At 59.1% G+C, this 18,996-nt stretch carries 19 protein-coding genes; 13 read left to right on the top strand and 6 right to left on the bottom strand.

The features are described from left to right. Positions 1–392 (bottom strand): Holliday junction resolvase RuvX (gene ruvX, locus HYZ49_14160; GenBank protein MBI3243429.1); only part of this gene is annotated, 392 nt, incomplete at its 3' end. Between the two features lie 2 nt (positions 393–394). Next, positions 395–1,918 carry a hypothetical protein gene (locus tag HYZ49_14155; GenBank protein ID MBI3243428.1) on the bottom strand — a complete coding sequence of 508 codons (1,524 nt, stop codon included), beginning with the start codon at positions 1,916–1,918 and terminating at the stop codon, positions 395–397. 141 nt (positions 1,919–2,059) lie between these two features. On the opposite strand from HYZ49_14155, the gene HYZ49_14150 reads away from it, so the two are divergent. Continuing rightward, positions 2,060–4,117 carry a HAMP domain-containing protein gene (locus HYZ49_14150; GenBank protein ID MBI3243427.1) on the top strand — a complete coding sequence of 686 codons (2,058 nt, stop codon included), beginning with the start codon at positions 2,060–2,062 and terminating at the stop codon, positions 4,115–4,117. Between the two features lie 27 nt (positions 4,118–4,144). Beyond that, entirely contained in the window at positions 4,145–4,927 is a 783-nt protein-coding gene (locus HYZ49_14145; GenBank protein MBI3243426.1) for a hypothetical protein, read from the top strand. Positions 4,928–4,990: 63 nt separating this feature from the next. On the opposite strand, the gene HYZ49_14140 is transcribed toward HYZ49_14145, so the two are convergent. Beyond that, positions 4,991–6,226 carry a hydantoinase/carbamoylase family amidase gene (locus tag HYZ49_14140; GenBank protein MBI3243425.1) on the bottom strand — a complete coding sequence of 412 codons (1,236 nt, stop codon included), beginning with the start codon at positions 6,224–6,226 and terminating at the stop codon, positions 4,991–4,993. Positions 6,227–6,580: 354 nt separating this feature from the next. On the opposite strand from HYZ49_14140, the gene HYZ49_14135 reads away from it, so the two are divergent. From HYZ49_14135 to HYZ49_14095, 9 genes are all read left to right on the top strand, one after another. Then, complete coding sequence (locus HYZ49_14135; GenBank protein ID MBI3243424.1) at positions 6,581–8,590, top strand: DUF4445 domain-containing protein; 2,010 nt, start codon at positions 6,581–6,583, stop codon at positions 8,588–8,590. Positions 8,591–8,606: 16 nt separating this feature from the next. After that, on the top strand, positions 8,607–9,302 hold the full coding sequence (locus HYZ49_14130) for a corrinoid protein (GenBank protein ID MBI3243423.1): 696 nt from the start codon (positions 8,607–8,609) through the stop codon (positions 9,300–9,302). Positions 9,303–9,367: 65 nt separating this feature from the next. Beyond that, positions 9,368–10,255 carry a betaine--homocysteine S-methyltransferase gene (gene bmt / locus HYZ49_14125; GenBank protein ID MBI3243422.1) on the top strand — a complete coding sequence of 296 codons (888 nt, stop codon included), beginning with the start codon at positions 9,368–9,370 and terminating at the stop codon, positions 10,253–10,255. Positions 10,256–10,287: 32 nt separating this feature from the next. Continuing rightward, complete coding sequence (locus tag HYZ49_14120) at positions 10,288–10,917, top strand: DUF1638 domain-containing protein (protein ID MBI3243421.1); 630 nt, start codon at positions 10,288–10,290, stop codon at positions 10,915–10,917. Then, the gene (locus HYZ49_14115; GenBank protein ID MBI3243420.1) at positions 10,886–11,182 is read left to right on the top strand and encodes a virulence factor; all 297 of its coding nucleotides are present in this window, start codon (positions 10,886–10,888) and stop codon (positions 11,180–11,182) included. The genes HYZ49_14120 and HYZ49_14115 overlap by 32 nt, the downstream gene beginning before the upstream one ends. A gap of 67 nt (positions 11,183–11,249) precedes the next feature. Continuing rightward, positions 11,250–11,705: a methylenetetrahydrofolate reductase C-terminal domain-containing protein gene (locus HYZ49_14110; protein MBI3243419.1), complete on the top strand. Its 456-nt coding sequence runs from the start codon at positions 11,250–11,252 to the stop codon at positions 11,703–11,705. Continuing rightward, on the top strand, positions 11,693–12,679 hold the full coding sequence (locus tag HYZ49_14105) for a methylenetetrahydrofolate reductase (GenBank protein MBI3243418.1): 987 nt from the start codon (positions 11,693–11,695) through the stop codon (positions 12,677–12,679). The genes HYZ49_14110 and HYZ49_14105 overlap by 13 nt, the downstream gene beginning before the upstream one ends. 76 nt (positions 12,680–12,755) lie before the next feature. Beyond that, positions 12,756–13,703, top strand: a complete 948-nt coding sequence (locus tag HYZ49_14100) for a dihydropteroate synthase (protein MBI3243417.1) — start codon at positions 12,756–12,758, stop codon at positions 13,701–13,703. Between the two features lie 53 nt (positions 13,704–13,756). Continuing rightward, positions 13,757–14,089, top strand: coding sequence for a tRNA-binding protein (locus tag HYZ49_14095; protein ID MBI3243416.1), 333 nt, complete (start codon positions 13,757–13,759; stop codon positions 14,087–14,089). A 70-nt stretch (positions 14,090–14,159) separates the two neighbouring features. On the opposite strand, the gene HYZ49_14090 is transcribed toward HYZ49_14095, so the two are convergent. From HYZ49_14090 to HYZ49_14080, 3 genes are all read right to left on the bottom strand, one after another. Beyond that, positions 14,160–14,663 carry a hypothetical protein gene (locus HYZ49_14090; GenBank protein MBI3243415.1) on the bottom strand — a complete coding sequence of 168 codons (504 nt, stop codon included), beginning with the start codon at positions 14,661–14,663 and terminating at the stop codon, positions 14,160–14,162. Positions 14,664–14,686: 23 nt separating this feature from the next. After that, positions 14,687–15,037, bottom strand: coding sequence for an RNA-binding protein (locus HYZ49_14085; protein MBI3243414.1), 351 nt, complete (start codon positions 15,035–15,037; stop codon positions 14,687–14,689). A gap of 203 nt (positions 15,038–15,240) precedes the next feature. After that, positions 15,241–15,528: a hypothetical protein gene (locus tag HYZ49_14080; protein MBI3243413.1), complete on the bottom strand. Its 288-nt coding sequence runs from the start codon at positions 15,526–15,528 to the stop codon at positions 15,241–15,243. Positions 15,529–15,672: 144 nt separating this feature from the next. Here HYZ49_14080 and HYZ49_14075 point away from each other — a divergent pair, with 144 nt between their 5' ends. Both HYZ49_14075 and HYZ49_14070 read left to right on the top strand, forming a co-directional pair. Then, positions 15,673–16,746, top strand: a complete 1,074-nt coding sequence (locus HYZ49_14075; protein ID MBI3243412.1) for a glycine betaine/L-proline ABC transporter ATP-binding protein — start codon at positions 15,673–15,675, stop codon at positions 16,744–16,746. Between the two features lie 14 nt (positions 16,747–16,760). Continuing rightward, positions 16,761–18,845 carry an ABC transporter permease subunit gene (locus tag HYZ49_14070; protein MBI3243411.1) on the top strand — a complete coding sequence of 695 codons (2,085 nt, stop codon included), beginning with the start codon at positions 16,761–16,763 and terminating at the stop codon, positions 18,843–18,845. The last annotated feature ends 151 nt before the right edge of the window (positions 18,846–18,996 follow it).

Below are 18,996 nucleotides of genomic sequence, written 5' to 3'. Positions count from 1 at the left end.
GCATCGAGATAACTCTGGAGGATGAGGGCGGCGGCTTCGGCGTCGAGGGGTAGGTGGCGTTTGCCCTTGCGCTTGCTTCGCAAGCCACCCGCCTCAACCGATGAGAGCGACTCGTCCCAAAACTCAATTGGAATGGACGTGGCCTCGGCCAGCGCCTCGGCCCAGCGTTGGACTTTGCGGCCCTGGTGGCCGGTTTGGCCGTCGTCGCCGGTGGGAAGGCCGACGATGATTCGGGAGACGTTTTGCGCGGCGGCGATGTTGACGATGGTTTCGGCGTCTCCGGCGCGCGAAGTATGCTTGATGATTTGGAATGGCCGGGCAACTAGGCCAGTTTCGTCGCTGAGGGCCAGCCCAATTCTCACATCGCCGTGATCAATTCCTAAGAAACGCACGGTTACTCTTCCGGCTTAATTTCCACTTCAATTCGCCAGGCCAGCCAGGGCATGCGTTGGAACCAATTCGGCCAAATGATCACGCCCGGTTTTTGAGCGACCGGCAGGCTGTTGTAGAGGACGTTGGCGATCTGGTCGGCGGCCTGCCAGCGCGCGCTTTCGCGAACCTCGTCCGGGTTGATGGAAGCGCCGGCTTTGGCGCTGGCAGTGATGTCGAACTGGATGCGTCCGGCTTCGTTAACGATGATGGTGTCGCTCCGGGCAACCGTCAGCGTGTTTGGAATCAGGGCCAGGTTGTCTCCCAACTGCGACTCGATTTGGGCCTGCCCAACCGCGAATGCCTGAGCTTCATCCACAATCGTGACGCCGACCTCGGCCCGCATTTCAAGTTGAAGGCGATCCGCCTTTTCACCCACAAAGCGATCGTAAGTCTCATCCAGAACTCGAACAATGTTGACAGTTAGCACCGGAGCGAACTGGCCCTCTTTCAACCGGGCCAGCAATTCGGCGTAACCTTGCTGGCGGAGTTGGGCCAACAATTCCTCTTTGGCTCGCGCGCGGTCGTCGTCGGTGACGGCGGCCACCTGTTTCACATCGCCGCCTGTTGTCGGGGCGGCGTTTACGACAGCGGCCTGAACGCTCAACGGCCCTTCGACGCTGTTGATCAAACCGGCCTCCACGTTCCCCGCCGGCCCTGGCTCGCTAGACAAAATCGGGGCCTCGCCCACAGCGCCGCGCCTGGCTTCCAACGTCACATCCTTCTGGATGACAAATTGGACCGGGTTGCCGCCGGTGGTTCGCACCGCCGTGCCCGCCGGAATGCGAACGGCCTGGTTGGTGAGGTTGGTAAAAGTGACTGTTCCCCCGGCTTTGGCGGTGGCCTCGTCAACACTGCCGGTGGTGGAGACTTCATTTGAGCCGGTCAGGACGACGGTGACTGTTTTTGCCGGGATGACCCTGGCAGCAGCATCAACTTCCGCTTGAGCCGGGTCAGCCGTAATCGTCATGCCAGCGTTGAGCGTTTGTTGTTGAGGAATGAGCGTGATGTGGGCGGTCGGCAGAGCCAGAGCCAGTAGAATGGTGATGGTGCTGATGGCAATGACAAACACAATGCCACCCGCCAGCCAGCGCACAGCCCGCGACTGTAGCCATTTTGGTTTGGGCCAGGCGAAAAGGGGGCGTTCATCTTCAGGCTCGGCTTTGGGTTTCGGCGGGCGAACGGGGCGGGCGGCGCGACGGAGCCGCCAGGGGTGCAGGTGGCTGTCGTTGACCGAGTCGAAGACGGCGATGCCCAGCGCGTCGGCGTGGTCGCAAACAACCAGATCGGCAGTGACAAAAGCCAGTTTTGCGCCGAGCTTGGCGGCATGGCGTTGTAAAAGAAGAAGATCGAGTTGGCGGTTGAGGCGGCGCACCCGCTGACGTGACGGCCAAACCAGCAGGATGCGGTCAGTTTGCGCCCAGCCGATTTTGTCTCGTGCAGAGTGGTAGTCGTCGTGTGGGTCGAGATAAAGGATTTGCTCTTTCAAAGGTAGTAAATTCAGGCTAGGCGCGTTTGATTTGCTAAAGTGTACTATAATCCTGCCAGTTGACGAAAAACACAACAAATCTTTGCTCAATTTTGACCTGACATCAATATTCTAATCTGTAATTGAACCCCGTTGTAACTTATGAGAGATAACCCTCAACTCAACCCGGCTTCACGTCTGTTCGCCGCAGTGCTGTCTTTGCCTTTGCGGTTGAAGATCACGATTCCCTACATTATCGTGGTGCTTCTGCTGGCCGGCGTGGCTACCTGGCTGGTGAGCCAGGCTTTTGCCCGGACGTTGCAAGACCAGTTCCGCGGCCAACTAGTGGACGGCTTCACGGTGGCGAGCGATGCCGTCTTTCAGACGGAGGCGGATCAACTGGCGAACGTGCGCGCCGTTGGGCGGACGGCGGGCGTGGCTGAGGCGGTGGCGCAACGCGACTCGGCAAAACTGAATGAACTGATCCGGCCAATTGTTGCCAACTATCCAAGCCTGACCATTGTTCATATTTTGGACATTGACGGCAAGGCCATCTACAGCCTGCGGGCTGATGACAACAACAATTTTGTCACGGGCGAGACCACTGATTTCAAATCGTGGGAACCGGTGCAACGTGTTTTGGCGGGCGAAACCGATGCTTTGGGCGACAAGTTTGTGGGAGTGGTTGAGGCGCCGTGGGGGGCGGTGGTGTACACCGTTCGCCCTGTAAAAGACGGGGACACTGTCATTGGCGCAGTGCTGGCAGGAACGCCGCTGGATGATCTGCTCGCCAAAATGAGCAGCGATCCAGATGCAAAGGTGACCATCTTCAAGCGGGATGGCAAAGCGGTGGCAACCACTTTCGACGATGTGTTCCAAATGCCGGCTCTAACGCCGGAAACGGTTGAAGCTGTTGCCGAAGGCAAGCTGAGCCGTTTGCAGAACCGTCTGTTTGAAGTTCCGGGGGAAGAATACAATGAAGTTTTGGGCGCATTGGCTCTACGCGGGCAACCGTCGGGCTGGATGATCGGCGTTGCTCTGCCACGATCGCTTATTGCCCAGAACAGCCAATTTAGCCCCACCGAACTTGCCATCTGGTTCATGATGGGCATCTTGGCCATTATTGGCCTGGGCGTGGTTGTGGCGCAAATTATTTCCGTGCCGGTCTTTGAACTGGTGCATGCCTCCGAGTTGGTTGCCGAAGGCCACCTGGACGTTCAGGTGAAGGAGCATACCGACGATGAGTTTGGCTTGCTGGCCCGTTACTTCAACCGGATGATCCGTGAACTGCGCCAGCGCGAGATCATGAACGAATTATCCGGTAAGATTGCCTCTAAAGAGGTGCGAGACGCGCTACTGGCCGGACGGGTTGACCTGGCCGGCGAGCAGAAATTCGTGGTTTTGCTCTCGGTGGACATTCGCAATTTTGCCACGCTATCGGAGTATTACGGGCCGCAGGAAGTTGTCAACTTTCTCAATAACTACAGCACCCTGGTGATCAACGCTGTTCGGGAACAAGGCGGGACGGTGAGCCGTCTCAACGGCGACAGCATTTTGTCGGCGTTTGGCGCTCCGATTACGACTGAACCTGGCGACTCGGCGCGCCGGGCAATCCAGACGGCGACAATCATACGAGCGCGGCTGGCGGAGCTTAATGCCCGCCGCATTGATAGCGGGCAAATCCCGGTGAAAGTTGATATGAGCCTGCATGCCGGCGAAGTGGTGGCCGGGAACGTGGGGGCGGCGGATCGAGCCGATTACACCCTCGTTGGTGACGCGGCCAAGGACATTGCGCATATTCAGGCTTCGGCTAACAAGGTTGAAGATAGCAACATTTTAACCAGCGAAGCTGTCATTGACCTGCTGGACGATAAAAACTGGGTGATCACGGCAGAGCACGGTGAAGTTTATCTCGGCGATAATAAATCGCTGGTGGCGCGAAAGATAATTGGCACTCGCGCCGCGCTCGAAAGCGTGGAAGGTTGGGTGGGATCGAATCGGAGCCTCGACGTGGTTGAAGCTCTATACCTTTACTGCCGCGGCTTCGGGCTGACGACCATTGCCCGCCTAAAAGGTGTAAGCCAGACAGAAGTTCGCCGTTGGACGGAGCAGGCGGCCAGGCAATTTGAGACTATTAGTGAAACCTTAGGCTCGGAATTTGGCTTGACCCAAAACGAATTGCAACGATTGACTAAGTCCTTAAGCCAGGTGCCAGTCTGACGATAATTGATGCAGGATATTCTGATCATGAAATTCAAATTAAGCAAAGAAGCCTCTTTGTGGATCACGACCGTCACCCTTGCGATTTTGATCAGCTTGCTGATTGTGCAAGGGCTGACGCGCCTGGCCTTTGCTTCGGCTGATCCAAGCCCGCTGTTTGTTTCTCTAAGCCAGTTTGGCGTTATCAGCTACGAAGAGCCTAACAATGCGGACCTGGATTTGAAGCCGCTGGAGGCGGAAATTGCCGCTGAACAACAAAGTGATACGCTGGCAATTGCCAGCGTTGCGGCCAGCCCGGAGCCTCTGGTGCTGGCCACAGGTGTGGTTCAAATTAACAATACCAGTGTTCCCGTGCCCACCCTGGCCTTTACTCTGACGTTCACCCGCACGCCAACTGCTTCGACAACGACCATACCGTCTCAAACGCCATTCTTTTTCAACCCGACAAATACTACAGCGCCAAATCAAGAACCCAGCCTAACGAGTATCTTCAGAACCCGCACGTTTACGCCATCACCGTCTCGCACACCCAGTGACACACCAACGCCGTCGGACACGCCGACAGAGACTCTGACGCCTACGCCCACTGACAGCGACACACCCACACCTACCGACACCTTTACGCCGTCGAATACGCCAACGGACACTTTGACCCCAACCGACACCGACACGCCGATTCCGCCGACCGATACGCCGACCAATACGCCGATTCCGCCGACGGACACGGATACGCCAATTCCGCCGACGGACACGCCAACCGACACGCCGATCCCGCCAACCGACACGCCGACAGATACGCCCACGCCATAATTCACGTTGGCCAACAAAAAGCCCGCCTTCAAACGAAGGCGGGCTTTTTGTCACAGCCACATTTTATCTGGTCAACCACTGCATCGTTTTGCTCGCCAACCGATCCAGCGCCTGCACCGCCAGCGCCAGATGTTCCTCTTTTGTGTCCTCTTCCTTAGTGTGCGAGAGGCCGCGCAGGCTTTGCACGAAGAGCATGATCGTCGGCACGCCGGCGCGAGCAACTTCGGCGGCGTCGTGCAGGGGGCCGCTGGGCAGGCGATGCGCTGTGCCGCACGTCTCGTGGATGGCGGCGTCACACATCTCGATCAGGTCAGGGTGGAACAGGATCGGCTCGATCTGCCAGATTCGTTTCCACTCCACATCAACTTTTTCCTCTTTCGCAAATCGCTCGCTTGCCTCTTTCGCTTCAGCCAGCATCTTCGCCAGCGAGTCGGCGTTGAGGTGACGCTGATCGAGGGTAATATCGCACTGGCCGACGACGGCGGTGACAATGCCGGGTTTGGTGACCACGCTGCCGACAGTGCAAACGCCGCCATTACGTTTGCCGATCTCCCGAATCTCCAGACCCAATTTAGCCGCCGCGCCAAAGGCATCCCGCCGCTTGTCCATCGGCGTTGACCCGGCGTGGGCCGACTGGCCGGTGAATTTGATCGCGTGCCGTTCAACGCCGTAGGTTCCCAATACTACGCCGAGCGGCAAGTCCATGCTCTCCAACACCGGCCCCTGCTCAATGTGCAGTTCGAGATAGGCTTTTGCATTCTTCAATTGCTTGCCTGCCTCTTTCGCCCGGTCCAGGTTAACGCCATGCGCGGCCAGCGCGTCGGGCAGGGGGATGCCGTCTCTGTCTTTCAACTCCCGCAACTCATCCGGGTTCATGTAGCCTGAAACAGAGCTTGACCCGAACAGGCTGCGCCCGAAGCGCGCGCCCTCCTCGTCGGCCCAGTCCACCAGCCGCACGGTGACGGGCGGGGCGGCTTCGCTGGCAAGGCGGCGCAGGACTTCGAGTCCGGCGACCACGTTGAGACAGCCATCGAGCCAGCCGCCGTTTGGCACTGAATCAATGTGGCCGCCGATTATCATCTCTTTTTCAGATGCGCCACGCAGAGTCGCCCAACGGTTTCCGGCTTCATCGGTTATCACTTCAACCGGCAACTCTTTCAGCTTGTCGCCCATCCAGGCTCTGGCTTTGGCCCAGGTATCTGTCCAGGCCACGCGTTGCGCGCCGTCGGCGTTCCCGGTGAGAGCGCGCAGTTCTTTGAGTTCGGCGATGGTGCGTTGGGGTTGGAGGGTGTTAGTCATGGTTGGCCTCGTGAAAGTAATAGTGTTGTTGTGAAAATTTGCCTATCATCGCCGTCGCCGCGAATTTGGCCGCGCCCCAGCCGCGAAAAGAGCTTTTCAATATGGGCGCTGGCGACTTCGTCCAATGATAACCCAAGTTCGGCGCAAATTGGAAGTCTTTGATTGCCGGTGAAGAACACCGAGAACCTGACCGAGCCGAAGGCGTGAGCCTGAATTTGTGTTGTGCTTTTGTCACAACATCACTCTCTAAACCTTGTATCCCAGCCCCTAGTCTTGGGCTTAAAGCATCGTCTATAATTGTGCGACGCAACCACTATGCCTGAGACCACGTCTACTCACATCCAAATCGCCCTCATGCCGTCCGGGCGCAAAGGGCAGGTTCCTTATGGGATGAACCTGCTCGACGCCGCCCGCCTGCTGGGCGTCGAACTAGAATCCATTTGCGGTGGCCGCCAAACTTGTGGCAAGTGTCAGATCGCCGTCGAAGAAGGCCATTTCCCGAAACACGCCATTACCTCCTCTGCCGCCCACCTCTCGCCGATGAGTGGTGGTGAAGCCTCGTACCGCGAGAAGCACCCCATGCTCGATGGCCGCCGCCTGGCTTGCGCCTGCGAAGTCAACGGCGACCTGCTCATCATCGTCCCTGAAGAGAGTCAGGCCCGTAAGCAGATCATCGCCAAAGCCGCCACCGACCGTGTCATCGAGATTCAACCCGCCGTTCGCCAAATCTATGTTGAAAGCGCTGAAGCGACTCTAGATGATCATCAAGGCGATTGGGAACGACTACAGGCCGCCGTTGCCGACCAATGGAAACTGACCGGCCTCACTATCGATTCTCAGGTGTTGCCGACTCTGCAACCCGCCCTTCGATCTGGAAAATTCGCTGTCACCCTCACCCTGTGGCACGACCGCGAAGTTTTGCGCGTCCAGCCCGGCTACGCCGAAGGCGCATACGGGCTGGCCGTTGACGTCGGCTCGACCACCGTCGTCGCTCACCTTTGCGACTTGCGAACCGGCGCAGTGCTGTCAACGCAGGCTACGATGAACCCGCAAGTGAAGTACGGCGAAGATTTAATGAGCCGGGTGAGCTACGCCATGATGGACAAGCAGGGCGTTGCCCGACTCCATCGTGTCATCATCGCCGCCCTCAATGATCTCGCCAAACGCGCCGCCGACTCGGCCGGGATAGCCGTCGAGGACATCCTCGACGTGGTTCTGGCCGGGAACACGGTGATGCACCACATCCTCCTCGGCCTTGACCCGGTGGAATTGGGGGGAGCGCCGTTCGCGCTGGCAATTGATTCTCCGCTCGACCTCAAGGCCCGCGACCTGGGCCTCAAACTCGGCGGGGGCGCGCAAGTTCACGTTCTGCCCTGCATCGCCGGCCACGTCGGCGCAGATAACGTGGCCGTGCAATTGGCCGAAGGCCCGCACCGCCAGGACGAAATGTTGCTCATCGTTGACGTTGGGACAAACGCCGAAATTGTGTTGGGCAACCGCGAGAAGGTCACTTGCTGTTCGTCGCCCACCGGCCCCGCTTTCGAGGGCGCGCAGATCACCCACGGCCAGCGCGCCGCGCCTGGCGCGATTGAGCGGGTGCGAGTCGATCCCGTCACGCTCGAACCGCGCTTCAAAGTGATCGGTTGCGAAGAATGGATCGAGCCTGGCGCAGAATTGCCGGAAGGAATTCGAGCCACCGGCATTTGCGGTAGCGGCATTATCGAAGCCATCGTCGAATTGTATCTGGCCGGGATCATTGACAACGATGGCCGCTTCAACGAAAATGCGCCGGAGCGTTCGCCCCGCGTTCGCTTCAACGGGCGCGTTGGTGAGTACGTTTTGGCGGACGCGATTCATTCAGCCACCGGCAACCCCATTGTCGTGACCCAAAGCGACGTGCGCGCTATTCAACTGGGCAAGGCGGCGCTGTACGCGGGAGTCAAATTGCTCATGGCCGAGCGCGGCGTGACGCAAGTGGATCGCATCGTGTTGGCCGGCGCGTTCGGCAGTTATATTGATCCGCGCCAGGCGATGATCTTGGGAATGATCCCCGATTGCGAGTTGACGAAAGTAACCGCAGTGGGCAACGCCGCCGGCGACGGAGCGCGGATTGCCCTGTTGAACCGGGCCGCCCGAACCGAGGCGGCCAAACTGGCGCGGGACGTGGTGCACGTTCAAACCGCAGTGGCGGCTGAATTTCAAAATGAATTTGTCGGCGCGATTGCCATCCCGCACGCGACTGATCCGTTCCCGCATCTCGACGGGCAACTTCCGGCGAAGAACAGTGGCGGGGCAACCGTCCGCCGCAGTCAGCGCCGAGGCAAAAAACAGACTTCCGAAGTCACTGAGACTTCGGAAGTCTGATGACTGAAGGAGAATTATGAGCGACGAACTTGACATCACCAAACTTGAAACCTCGGAACTTCTGCAACAGATGGGCGAGGATTTGTACGACGGTCTGGCCGACGAGGTCGTGGCTGAGGTGAACGAATGCCTGAGGCGCGGCATGACGCCTTACGAGGTGTTGACCACCGGCCTGGTGGCCGGGATGGACATCGTCGGCGTTGACTTTCGCGACGGCATTCTGTTTGTGCCGGAAGTGCTGATGGCGGCCAAGGCGATGAAGGGCGGGATGGCGATCCTGCGGCCCCTGCTGGCCGAGACCGGCGCCCCGCAGGTCGGGACGATGATCATCGGCACGGTGAAGGGCGACATCCACGACATCGGCAAGAATCTGGTGGCGATGATGATGGAAGGCGCGGGATTCAAAGTCGTCAATCTGGGCATCAACAACGACGCCGAGAAATTCCTCAATGCCATCAAAGAACACGACCCTGATATTGTGGGCATGAGCGCCCTGTTGACGACGACGATGCCGTACATGGAAGTGGTGATCAAGGCGCTCAAAGAAGCAGGCTTGCGCGACAAAGTGATCGTGCTGGTGGGCGGCGCGCCGCTCAACGAAGCCTTCGCCGAAGAGATCGAAGCCGACGCCTATTGCCGCGACGCGGCCATTGCTGTCGAGACGGCGAAGAAGTTGATCTCGATCAAACGCAGTAAAGCGGCGGCCAATTGAGGCGTATTGCGTAGCGCGTATTTCGTAGCATCATACGTGATACGCAATACGTAATACGAAATACGATGAATAAATTCCAGGCATTGCTCAACGGCTCAAACATCGTCATGGCCGACGGCGCGATGGGGACGATGCTCTTCGAAGCCGGCCTGCAATTCGGTGACCCGCCCGAAGTGTGGAACGTCGCCCACCCGGATCAGGTGCGGGCCATTCAGCGCGCCTATCTTGAGTCGGGCGCGCAAATTTTGCTCACCAACACCTTCGGCGGCAACCGCTTCCGGCTCGGCATGCACAATCTGCAAACCCGCGTGCCGGAACTCAACCGCACGGCGGCAGTCATCCTGCGCGCCGAAGTCGAAGCGGCAGGCGGCGCGGCGCTGGTGGCCGGTGACATCGGGCCGAGCGGAGAAATTCTTGCGCCCCTCGGCACGCTCGAATACGCCGATGCCGTCGTGGGCTTCGCCGAACAAGCCGCCGCGCTCGTGGCCGGCGGCGTGGACCTGATCTGGATCGAAACCATGTCGGCGCTCGAAGAGATGCAGGCGGCCATTGAAGGCGTGCGTAAGGTCGCGCCCGACATTCCGTTGATCACCACGATGACGTTCGATACGCACGGGCGGACGATGATGGGCGTGAAGCCGGAAGACGCGGCCAAAACATTGCTGGGGTGGGGGGCCGCCGCCGTCGGCGGCAACTGCGGCAACGGCCCGGACGAGTTGCTGGCCGTCGTCAAAAAGATGAAGGCCGTCGCGCCTGATGCTGTTCTCGTCTCCAAGTCGAACGCCGGAATGCCTGAACTCGTCAACGGCAAGGCCGCCTATCGCGCCACGCCGGAAGCCCTGGCCCAATACTCATTGCAAGTGCGCGAAGCCGGCGCGCGCATCATTGGCGCCTGTTGCGGAAGCACGCCGACACATTTGAAGGCGATGAAAGAATCGTTGAATAACCAATAACCAATTACTGGTTATTAGTGATTGGTGATTGCATGAAGACAGTTCTGATTGTCTGCGGGGCGCTGGCGCGAGAGGTGCTGGCGATCAAAGAAAAACACGGGTGGGACGCCGACGTGTGGGGCGTGCCTGCCCTTTTGCACAACCGCCCCGACCAAATCCCGCCTGCCGTCAGACTCCGTATTCGTGAGGCGCGGGTGATGTACGACCGCGTGGTTGTGGTTTATGGCGATTGTGGCACGGGCGGCATGCTCGACCGCCTGCTGGCCGAGGAAGGCGTGGAGCGCCTGGCCGGGCCGCACTGTTACGAAATGTATGCCAACGGCAAAGCCGGCGTTTTTGAACAGATGATGGACGATCAACTCGGCACGTTCTTTCTCACCGATTATCTAGCCGGGTCCTTCGACCACCTGGTTATCGAAGAGCTGGGCCTGGATCGTCATCCGCAATTGCGCGATGACTATTTTGCCCACTACACTCGTGTGATCTATCTCGTTCAACAGGACGACTCCGAACTGCGAGCCAAAGCTCAATGGGCGGCAGACTACCTTCAACTGCCGCTTGAAATCCACCGCACCGGTTACGGCGCGCTGGAGACTCGACTCGTGGAGAAAATGGCTTGGGAGAACACCAATGGCAACGTATCAGATCGTGTACTGGCGTGACATTCCGGCGCAGGTGAAGGTCAAGGCTGGCCGCGAGCGGGCTGCCCGCCAGCTTTCTGAGCGTTTTCAGGTTTTCATTGATCGGGCCGCCATGCGGTCCGGCCTGTTCAACACCGACGATTACCTGAACGAATGGCGCACTTCCGAAGGGGCGGAACGGGAAGGAACGCCGGATGCCGTAGCCGAAGCGGTGGCGGCAGAACTGGAGGCCGCCTACTCCGACGAGCGGCTGGAAGCGTTGACGGTGAACGGGGGAAGAGAGTGACCAATTCACAATTCATAATTCTCAATGCGCAATTGAGCCTTGTGAATTGAGCATTGTGCATTGCACCATGCACTTCCTGCAAAACCATCCTCACCTGCTCGAAATTGCATACGATGCCACCCACAAACTGCTTCGGCCCTTCCGAAGCTGGCTCAAGCCGGGCGGGGCGGTGGAAAAAATTTTCGTTCAAGGCGAGATCGTCAGCAAGGGCGTAGTCTTCAACTGCCAGATGTGCGGGCAGTGTGTTCTGCATAGCACCGGTATGACCTGCCCGATGAACTGCCCCAAGAATTTACGGAACGGCCCGTGCGGCGGCGTGCGCTCAAACGGCCATTGTGAGATTAAGCCGGAGATGCCGTGCGTGTGTGTGCAAGCCTGGGAGCGCTCGAAGGACATGCCGATGTATGGCTCAGAAATCCTTCACGTCCTGCCGCCGGTCAACCGCCGTTTGCAGGGCACCTCGGCGTGGATCAATGACGTGACAGGCGAGTCGAAGAAGGTTCCGGTGGGATGGACGGAATGACTCAATATAGCTCCGGCTCTCGCCTCGAGCGCGTTCTGCGCTCAGGCCGTTTCGCCGTCACTGCCGAACTCAACCCGCCCGACAGCGCCGACCCGCAAGCCGTTTACGACCGCGCCCTGGTGCTTTCCACCGTCTGCGACGCCATCAACGCCACCGACGCTTCCGGCGCAAACTGCCACATGTCCAGCGTCGGCATCTGCGCCCTGCTCACCCGCGCCGGATACGAGCCGGTCTATCAGATGTCGTGCCGCGACCGCAACCGCATTGCCATGCAGGGCGACCTGCTCGGCGCGGCGGCGATGGGTGTAAAAAACGTGCTATGCCTGACGGGCGACGGCGTGCAGGCCGGCGACCAACCCGAAGCCAAGCCCGTTTTCGATCTCGACTCGATGACGTTGCTGCGGACAGTGCGCATCATGCGCGACAAAGGCCACTTCCTCAGCGGGCGCAAGCTCGACGTGCCACCCAAAGTTTTTGTGGGCGCGGCGGAGAATCCATTCGTGCCGCCGTATGATTTCCGGCCTTTGCGATTGGGCAAAAAGATCGAAGCCGGGGCTGAGTTCATTCAGACTCAATATTGCTTTGATGTGCCGCGCCTGCGTGAGTTTATGAAAGTAGTGCGCGACAAGGGCTACGACAAAAAGGTATTCATCCTCGTTGGCGTTGGCCCCTTGCGCTCGGCCAAGATCGCCGAGTGGATGCGGAACAACGTGCCGGGCGTCTACATCCCCGACGAAATCGTGAATCGCCTGAAGGGCGCGCAGAAACAACAGCTTGAAGGCAAGAAACTGTGCGTCGAAATTATCCAACAGGTGCGCGAAATTGCCGGCGTAAGCGGCGTGCATGTCATGGCTTACCGGCAGGAAGAACTGGTGGCCGAGATCATCGAAGAGGCCGGGTTGTTGCCCCGTCGCCGCCAAAGCGAATCGTTGGGAGCAAACGTTTCGCAAACGACCGCCCGACTTAACCACTAAGACACGAAGCCACAAAGACACAAAGTTTTCTTGGCGCCTTAGTGTCTTGGTATCTTTGTGTTGCAGAAAGACAGGAATGGAAACCATCCTCACCTCCCCAACCAAAACTATACACATCGGCCCCGATCACCCGTTCGTCATCATCGGCGAGCGCATCAACCCCACCGGGCGCAAGAAGCTGGCCGCCGAAATGGCCGCCGGAAATTTTGAGCGCGTGCGTTCGGATGCCATTGCTCAAGTAGAAGCCGGGGCGCACATGCTCGACGTGAACGCCGGCATCCCGCTGGCCGACGAGCCGGGCATTCTGGCCGAAGCCATTCGCCTCGTCCAGTCGGTGACGGATGTGCCGCTGTGCATCGACTCGTCCATCGTCAAAGCGTTGGAGTCCGGGTTGGCCGCCTACAAAGGCAAACCGCTCCTCAACTCGGTGACGGGCGAAGATGAGCGCCTGGATGTGGTTCTGCCGCTGGTGGCAAAATACAAGTGCGCCGTCATCGGCATCTCCAACGACGAGACCGGAATCTCTGAAGACCCGAACGCGCGCTTTGCGGTGGCTAAGAAGATCGTCGAACGGGCCGAGTCGTTCGGCATCCCGCGTGAGGACGTTCTTATCGATCCGCTGGCGATGCCGATAGGCGCGCTGGGCATGGCGGGCCGGGCGCTGTTCACCCTCGTCCGGCGTTGCCGTGAGGAGTTGGGCGTGAACACCTGCTGCGGCGCGTCCAACATTTCCTTCGGCATGCCCGACCGCCCGACCCTCAACGGCGCGTTTCTGGCGATGGCGATCACGGCCGGCATGTGTTGCGCGATCACCAACCCGATTGAGCCGGAGATCAAGAAAATGATTTTGGCCGCCGACGTGATGATGGGCCACGACGAAAATTGCGGCAACTGGATCAGCTACACTCGCCAACTGGCCGCGGCCAAAGTCGCCGACTCCGGGGCAACCGCCGCCCCGACCGATTCCGCCGCCGCGGAGCGGGCGGCTCGCCGCGAACAGAGACGGCAAGCCCGGCAACAATAGAGAACGACAAATTTCAAGTTTATCCAGTCAACCCGATTCATCCGTTTTCAAAAATGCCAACAATTGTCTTTTCTGATTTTGAGAAAGTCGAAATGAGGGTGGGCCGCATCACTGCCGTCCACGATTTCCCCGAAGCCCGCAAACCCGCCTACAAGCTAACGCTGGACTTTGGGCCGTATGGCGTCAAGCAGTCGTCGGCGCAAGTGACGAATTACAACAAGGAAGAACTGTTGGGCCGCCTCATCGTCGCCGTCACCAACTTTCCGCCCAAGCAGGTTGGCAAGTTCAAGTCTGAAGTGCTGGTGCTGGGCGCGATCAACGCCGACGACACCGTCATTCTGCTCAAACCGGACGACGGGGCCGAGTTGGGTAGCCCGATTGCGTGACTGCCGATTAAAACATTAGCGGCCTTCTGATCAAGAAGGCCGCTGTGTTTATTTGATTGATCAACCGGGCTTATTCGGTTTCGTGGTTCCGCCGGGTTTCCAAAAGCAGTGCGGCAATTTCCTCAGAGGCCTGGTCGGTTGAAACATCTTTCGCCGCCGCCCACTCGTGGCAGAGTTGCTCGTGCGCTTTTCGGAGAGAGATAGTGTCTGCTTCGTTGAGCGGTTTTTGCCAGGTGCGGGCTGTTAAATCACGCACAACTTCGCAGACGACCTGGAGTGAGCCTTGCTTCAGGCGCTCCATGACTTCAAGATGCCGCAGGCGATGGTCTTTGTTCAGCGCCGTCGGGCGGCTTTTCAAGATGCCACGGAATCGGGCGAGATCGTCTCTGGTCATTAGTGGGCGAAGTCCGACGGTTTTGCCGGCCTCGATGGGCACCCAAATAGTATTCTTCTGGGTGGCGACTTCGTAATACAGGCGAGCTTCGCCCCCAAAAAGCCGCTTCTCTTCGATTTTGACGATCTGACCAATGCCGTGAGCAGGATGAACGACACGCTCCCCAACTTTGAATTGCATGAGGTGTTCCTCAAAAGGCGGAATTAATACCGCTTTGTGCCGCCGCCACTCCGGCGCGGGCGGCCCCCGCCCTGTCCCTGGCGATTGCCAAAGCCCCCGCGTTGATTGCCGAACCCGCCGCCGCTTCGTTCTTCGCGTGGCCGGGCCATGTTCACTGCCAGCTCACGGTCATTCATCCGGAAGGCATTGAACATGCTGATCGCTTTTTGGGCCTCAGCCTGGGTGCTCATCTCGACAAATGCGAATCCTTTGGAGCGGCCGGTGTCGCGGTCTTTAATTAAGGCCACCGAATTCACCGTCCCGGCCTGAGCGAACAGCGTTCGCAGATCGTCCTCCGAGGTTTCGTACGACAAGTTGCCAACATACAATTTCAATTCCACAGTTAACTCTCCTTGAGTTAGGCCATCGGGCCAATTAACGAAAATGCCGCCAGTCCACAGAAGGGTCTGGCGGCAAAGGGGCAAAACGCAAAACCTGCAACTGCCGCTATCTTACCACAGTTTGTAGCTTTTCCCTAAAGCAGTTATGATGAACCGCCCACTAGCGTTGCCGGGTTTGAATCCTGGCTGGAATACGATTATGGGCGATTGCAGTGATGGACGGTGGTCTGTTCGACGACCATCTCTTGAAGCGCCGCCTTGTGCGTCGCCATCAGTTGCGCTTTTTCGTAGGCGATCGGGATCAGGTTGACCGTGTCCAGTTGAATTTCCGGAGCCTGGACAACCTGTACGGAGGGGCCGAAGGTGAACACTCCGGTGCTGCCCGGCACGTCTATCTTCCCCGTGACGACGCCGGCGCAGGCGGTAAGGAACAGGCCGACGACGACGCCAAGAATCAGGTAGGTGATGCGATTTTTTTTCGTCATGGTTTTCCTCTCCTTGTGTTGGCCCCCTCTGTGGAATGTGTATGACAGTATGTCACAGGTAACTAGTTCGAGTCAAGTTAGCTACAAAAATCACGAAAGCAATTGACTTTTACTGCAATTTTCATAAACTACTGGCAAGCCACTATCCCCACTTTGCCCGATTGGACAACGCCTTTGACCCACCCAGCCCCCGCCTACGAAATTGCCTGTCAGGATGTTTGGAAGGTGTTCGGCAAGAATCCTCAACACCTGATCGAGACGATTGACCCGGAGCAATCCCGGAGCCAGATTCTCACCCGCACCGGACACCTGGTCGCCGTGCGCGGGGTGTCGTTCAACGTCCAAAAGGGCGAGACGTTTGTGGTGATGGGCCTGTCGGGCAGTGGCAAGTCCACGCTCGTGCGGTGCATCTCGCGTCTCATCGAGCCGACTCAGGGCGCTATCATCGTCGGCGGGCAGGACGTGGTGACGATGGACGCCCGGCAGTTGCTGGAACTGCGCCGACACAAGATCAGCATGGTGTTCCAGAACTTCGGCTTGTTTCCGCACCGCCGGGTGATCGAAAACGTGGCTTACGGCCTGGAGGTGCAGGGCGCTGGCAAGACCGAGCGGCTGGATCGCGCGGCGGCCATGCTTAAGCTGGTGGGCCTGGCCGGGTGGGAACGGCACTACCCCAAACAGTTGAGCGGCGGCATGCAGCAACGCGTGGGCCTGGCCCGGGCGCTGGCGGTTGACCCCCAGATTCTGCTTTTCGACGAGCCGTTCAGCGCCCTCGATCCTCTCATCCGCCGCGACATGCAGGATGAACTGCTGAACCTGCGAAGCAAGCTGGGCAAGACGATCATCTTCATCACTCACGACTTCGCCGAAGCCCTGCGGCTGGGCGACCATATCGCCATCATGCGCGACGGGCAGTTTGTGCAGGTGGGCACGCCTGAGGACGTGGTGGCTCACCCGGTGAACAGCTACGTCAGCGCCTTCACCAAAGACGCGCCGCGCGCCAAAATTTTGACGGCGGCCAGCATCATGAAGCCCTGCCTGGGCGCAGAGGACACTGATCATCCGATGGTGGCCTCGACGGCGAAGCTGGCTGAGGTAATCCCGGTGGTGGTCGCCACCGATTCGCCGGTGGTGGTGGTGGACGAAAGCAAGCGCATCGTCGGTTGCATTGATCGAGTGAGCGTCATGCAGGCGTTGGTTAGCGAGACGAAGGTCTGAGAGGACGGTAACTTATGGTCGAGACTCAAATTACCCCCAGGCACGAGCAGGCGCCATGGCAAAAAGCGTTGCCGCCGGTGTTGATTATTGGCGTGGTCGTTCTTGGCCTACTCATCGGCTATACCTTGCCCGCCGGACTCAACGACTTCCCCGCCGCCTGGAACCTGGGCCTGCGCGCACCGGTTGACGCCTTTCAGGATTGGGTGATCGGCAACCGGGCGACGCACCCGGCCTTTGTCTTCTTCTTCGAGCCGCTCAGCGACGCCATTGATTTCGGCCTGCGGCGGATGGAAGACCTCTTGCTGGCCTTGCCCTGGCCGGTGGTGGTGGCCGTCTTTGGATTGATTGGCTTTCGGCTGGCGGGCTGGCGGGTGAGCGCCTGGGCAATCGTCGGTTTGATGTTCATGGGACTGGTGGGGCTGTGGACGGAGAGCATGCAAACCCTGGCCTTGATGGGCGTCTCGGTTCTCATCGCCCTCCTCATCGGAATCCCAATCGGCATTCTGGCGGCCCGCAACAATGCCCTCGATGCGACCCTGCGCCCGCTTCTGGATGCCATGCAGACCATGCCGGCTTTTGTCTATTTGATTCCGGTCTTGCTGTTCTTTGGCATCGCCCGCGTGCCGAGCGTGGTGGCCACCGTCATCTATGCCCTGCCGCCCGTCATCCGCCTCACCAGCCTCGGCATCCGCCAGGTGCAACCCGAAATGGTGGAAGCCGCCACCTCATTCGGCTCCACCTCGCGGCAGACCCTGTTCAAGGTTCAAGTGCCGCTGGCCATGCCCTCGATCATGGCCGGGGTCAATCAAACGATCATGTTTGCCCTGGGCATCGTCATCATCGCCGCCATGATCGGCGCCGGCGGCCTGGGCAACGTCGTCCTCAAATCATTGCAACTGCTCAAAGTGGGCCAGGCGCTCGAAGCCGGGCTGTCAATCGTCTTTCTGGCAATCGTTCTCGACCGGATCAGCGAAGCCCTGAGCAAGATTGACTTCTCGCCGATTGATCAGCCGCTCCTGCCACATGCCGAACCGACCAATCTCTGGGAATCGATCCTGGATAAATTGGAGAGCGCCTCGCAGGCCGCGCCGCTGGCCCTGGCCCGGTTTCTCACCTCCAGCGGCGTCAAACTGGATGTGTCCTCCGGCCCGGCTTTCATTCGCCGCTACGGATTTTGGATCAACTCAGCCCTGCTCCTGATCTTTCTATTCATCCTGGCTCTGCTGATTCCCGATCTCTACGGTTTCCCCGACTCCTGGAACCTGGGCCTGAGCGCCCCGATAGACGCCGTCGTGGCCTGGATGCGCGACAACCTTTACCAGATCGGCAACTCGCCGTTTGGCACCGGCCCGTTCAGCAACTTCGTTACGATCTGGATGTTGGACCCGATGCGGGCGCTATTCAGAAATGCTTTGCCGTGGGCGGGCGTGGTGTCCCTGGCCGGCCTGCTGGGCTGGCTGGCCGGTGGCTGGCGGCTGGCCCTGCTCGCCGCGTTGAGCCTGTTTGGCCTCGGTTTGCTGGGGATGTGGGAAGCAAGCATGGACACCTTGAGTCAGGTGCTGGTGGCCGTCCTCTTTTCGGTGGCGATTGCCATTCCGCTTGGCATTCTCTCGGCGCGCAGTGATTCCTTTCAGGCTTTCCTGCGCCCCCTCCTCGACACCCTGCAAACGATCCCCTCCTTCGTCTACCTGGTGCCGGTCATCATGTTGTTCAACATCGGGCGCGTGCCAGGACTGATCGCGGCGGTGCTTTATGCTCTGCCGCCTGGCATCAAGCTCACCGACCTGGGCATTCGTCAGGTGGCGGTTGAGGCGGTGGAGGCGGCTCAGGCCTTCGGCTCCACTTACTGGCAAACGCTCGTCAAAGTTCAACTGCCGCTGGCCGCGCCGTCCATCATGCTTGGCGTCAATCAAGTGATCATGACCGTGCTCTCGATGGTCATCATTTCCGGCCTGGTGGGCGGGGCGGGGCTGGGCTTTGAGGCTGTGGCTGGCCTGGCCCGGAGCCAGACCGGGCGCGGCCTAGAGGCCGGGCTGGCTATCGTTCTGTTGGCGATGGTCATGGATAGAATCACCCAAGCCTGGGCGGCGAAAAGTTAGTCAAGTAGTCAACTCCCGTTTCGAGTAAAATTTTAGGGTTAAAGTTGAATTAGGTGAGTTATGCTGGGGTATATGATACCCCAGCTCCCCATAACCTCGACCCGAATAGATGACATTCCGTTATTGATCGGCATGCTGATTCAAATGGGAG

The sequence above is a fragment of the Chloroflexota bacterium genome (assembly GCA_016197225.1).
Lineage (GTDB): Bacteria > Chloroflexota > Anaerolineae > Anaerolineales > VGOW01 > VGOW01.
The sequence above is the reverse complement of the archived record's forward strand: the minus strand, read 5'-3'. Positions and strand labels throughout refer to the sequence as shown.

Bases quoted from the DNA above. Each gene is read 5' to 3' on its own strand.
- HYZ49_14135 (MBI3243424.1), top strand. From the start codon at position 6,581: ATGCCGTCCGGGCGCAAAGGGCAGGTTCCTTATGGGATGAACCTGCTC.
- HYZ49_14130 (MBI3243423.1), top strand. From the start codon at position 8,607: ATGAGCGACGAACTTGACATCACCAAACTTGAAACCTCGGAACTTCTG.
- HYZ49_14070 (MBI3243411.1), top strand. From the start codon at position 16,761: ATGGTCGAGACTCAAATTACCCCCAGGCACGAGCAGGCGCCATGGCAA.
- HYZ49_14145 (MBI3243426.1), top strand. From the start codon at position 4,145: ATGAAATTCAAATTAAGCAAAGAAGCCTCTTTGTGGATCACGACCGTC.
- HYZ49_14140 (MBI3243425.1), bottom strand. From the start codon at position 6,226: ATGACTAACACCCTCCAACCCCAACGCACCATCGCCGAACTCAAAGAA.
- HYZ49_14115 (MBI3243420.1), top strand. From the start codon at position 10,886: ATGGCAACGTATCAGATCGTGTACTGGCGTGACATTCCGGCGCAGGTG.
- HYZ49_14150 (MBI3243427.1), top strand. From the start codon at position 2,060: ATGAGAGATAACCCTCAACTCAACCCGGCTTCACGTCTGTTCGCCGCA.
- HYZ49_14080 (MBI3243413.1), bottom strand. From the start codon at position 15,528: ATGACGAAAAAAAATCGCATCACCTACCTGATTCTTGGCGTCGTCGTC.
- HYZ49_14105 (MBI3243418.1), top strand. From the start codon at position 11,693: ATGGACGGAATGACTCAATATAGCTCCGGCTCTCGCCTCGAGCGCGTT.
- HYZ49_14110 (MBI3243419.1), top strand. From the start codon at position 11,250: ATGCACTTCCTGCAAAACCATCCTCACCTGCTCGAAATTGCATACGAT.
- bmt (MBI3243422.1), top strand. From the start codon at position 9,368: ATGAATAAATTCCAGGCATTGCTCAACGGCTCAAACATCGTCATGGCC.
- HYZ49_14090 (MBI3243415.1), bottom strand. From the start codon at position 14,663: ATGCAATTCAAAGTTGGGGAGCGTGTCGTTCATCCTGCTCACGGCATT.
- HYZ49_14100 (MBI3243417.1), top strand. From the start codon at position 12,756: ATGGAAACCATCCTCACCTCCCCAACCAAAACTATACACATCGGCCCC.
- HYZ49_14095 (MBI3243416.1), top strand. From the start codon at position 13,757: ATGCCAACAATTGTCTTTTCTGATTTTGAGAAAGTCGAAATGAGGGTG.
- HYZ49_14120 (MBI3243421.1), top strand. From the start codon at position 10,288: ATGAAGACAGTTCTGATTGTCTGCGGGGCGCTGGCGCGAGAGGTGCTG.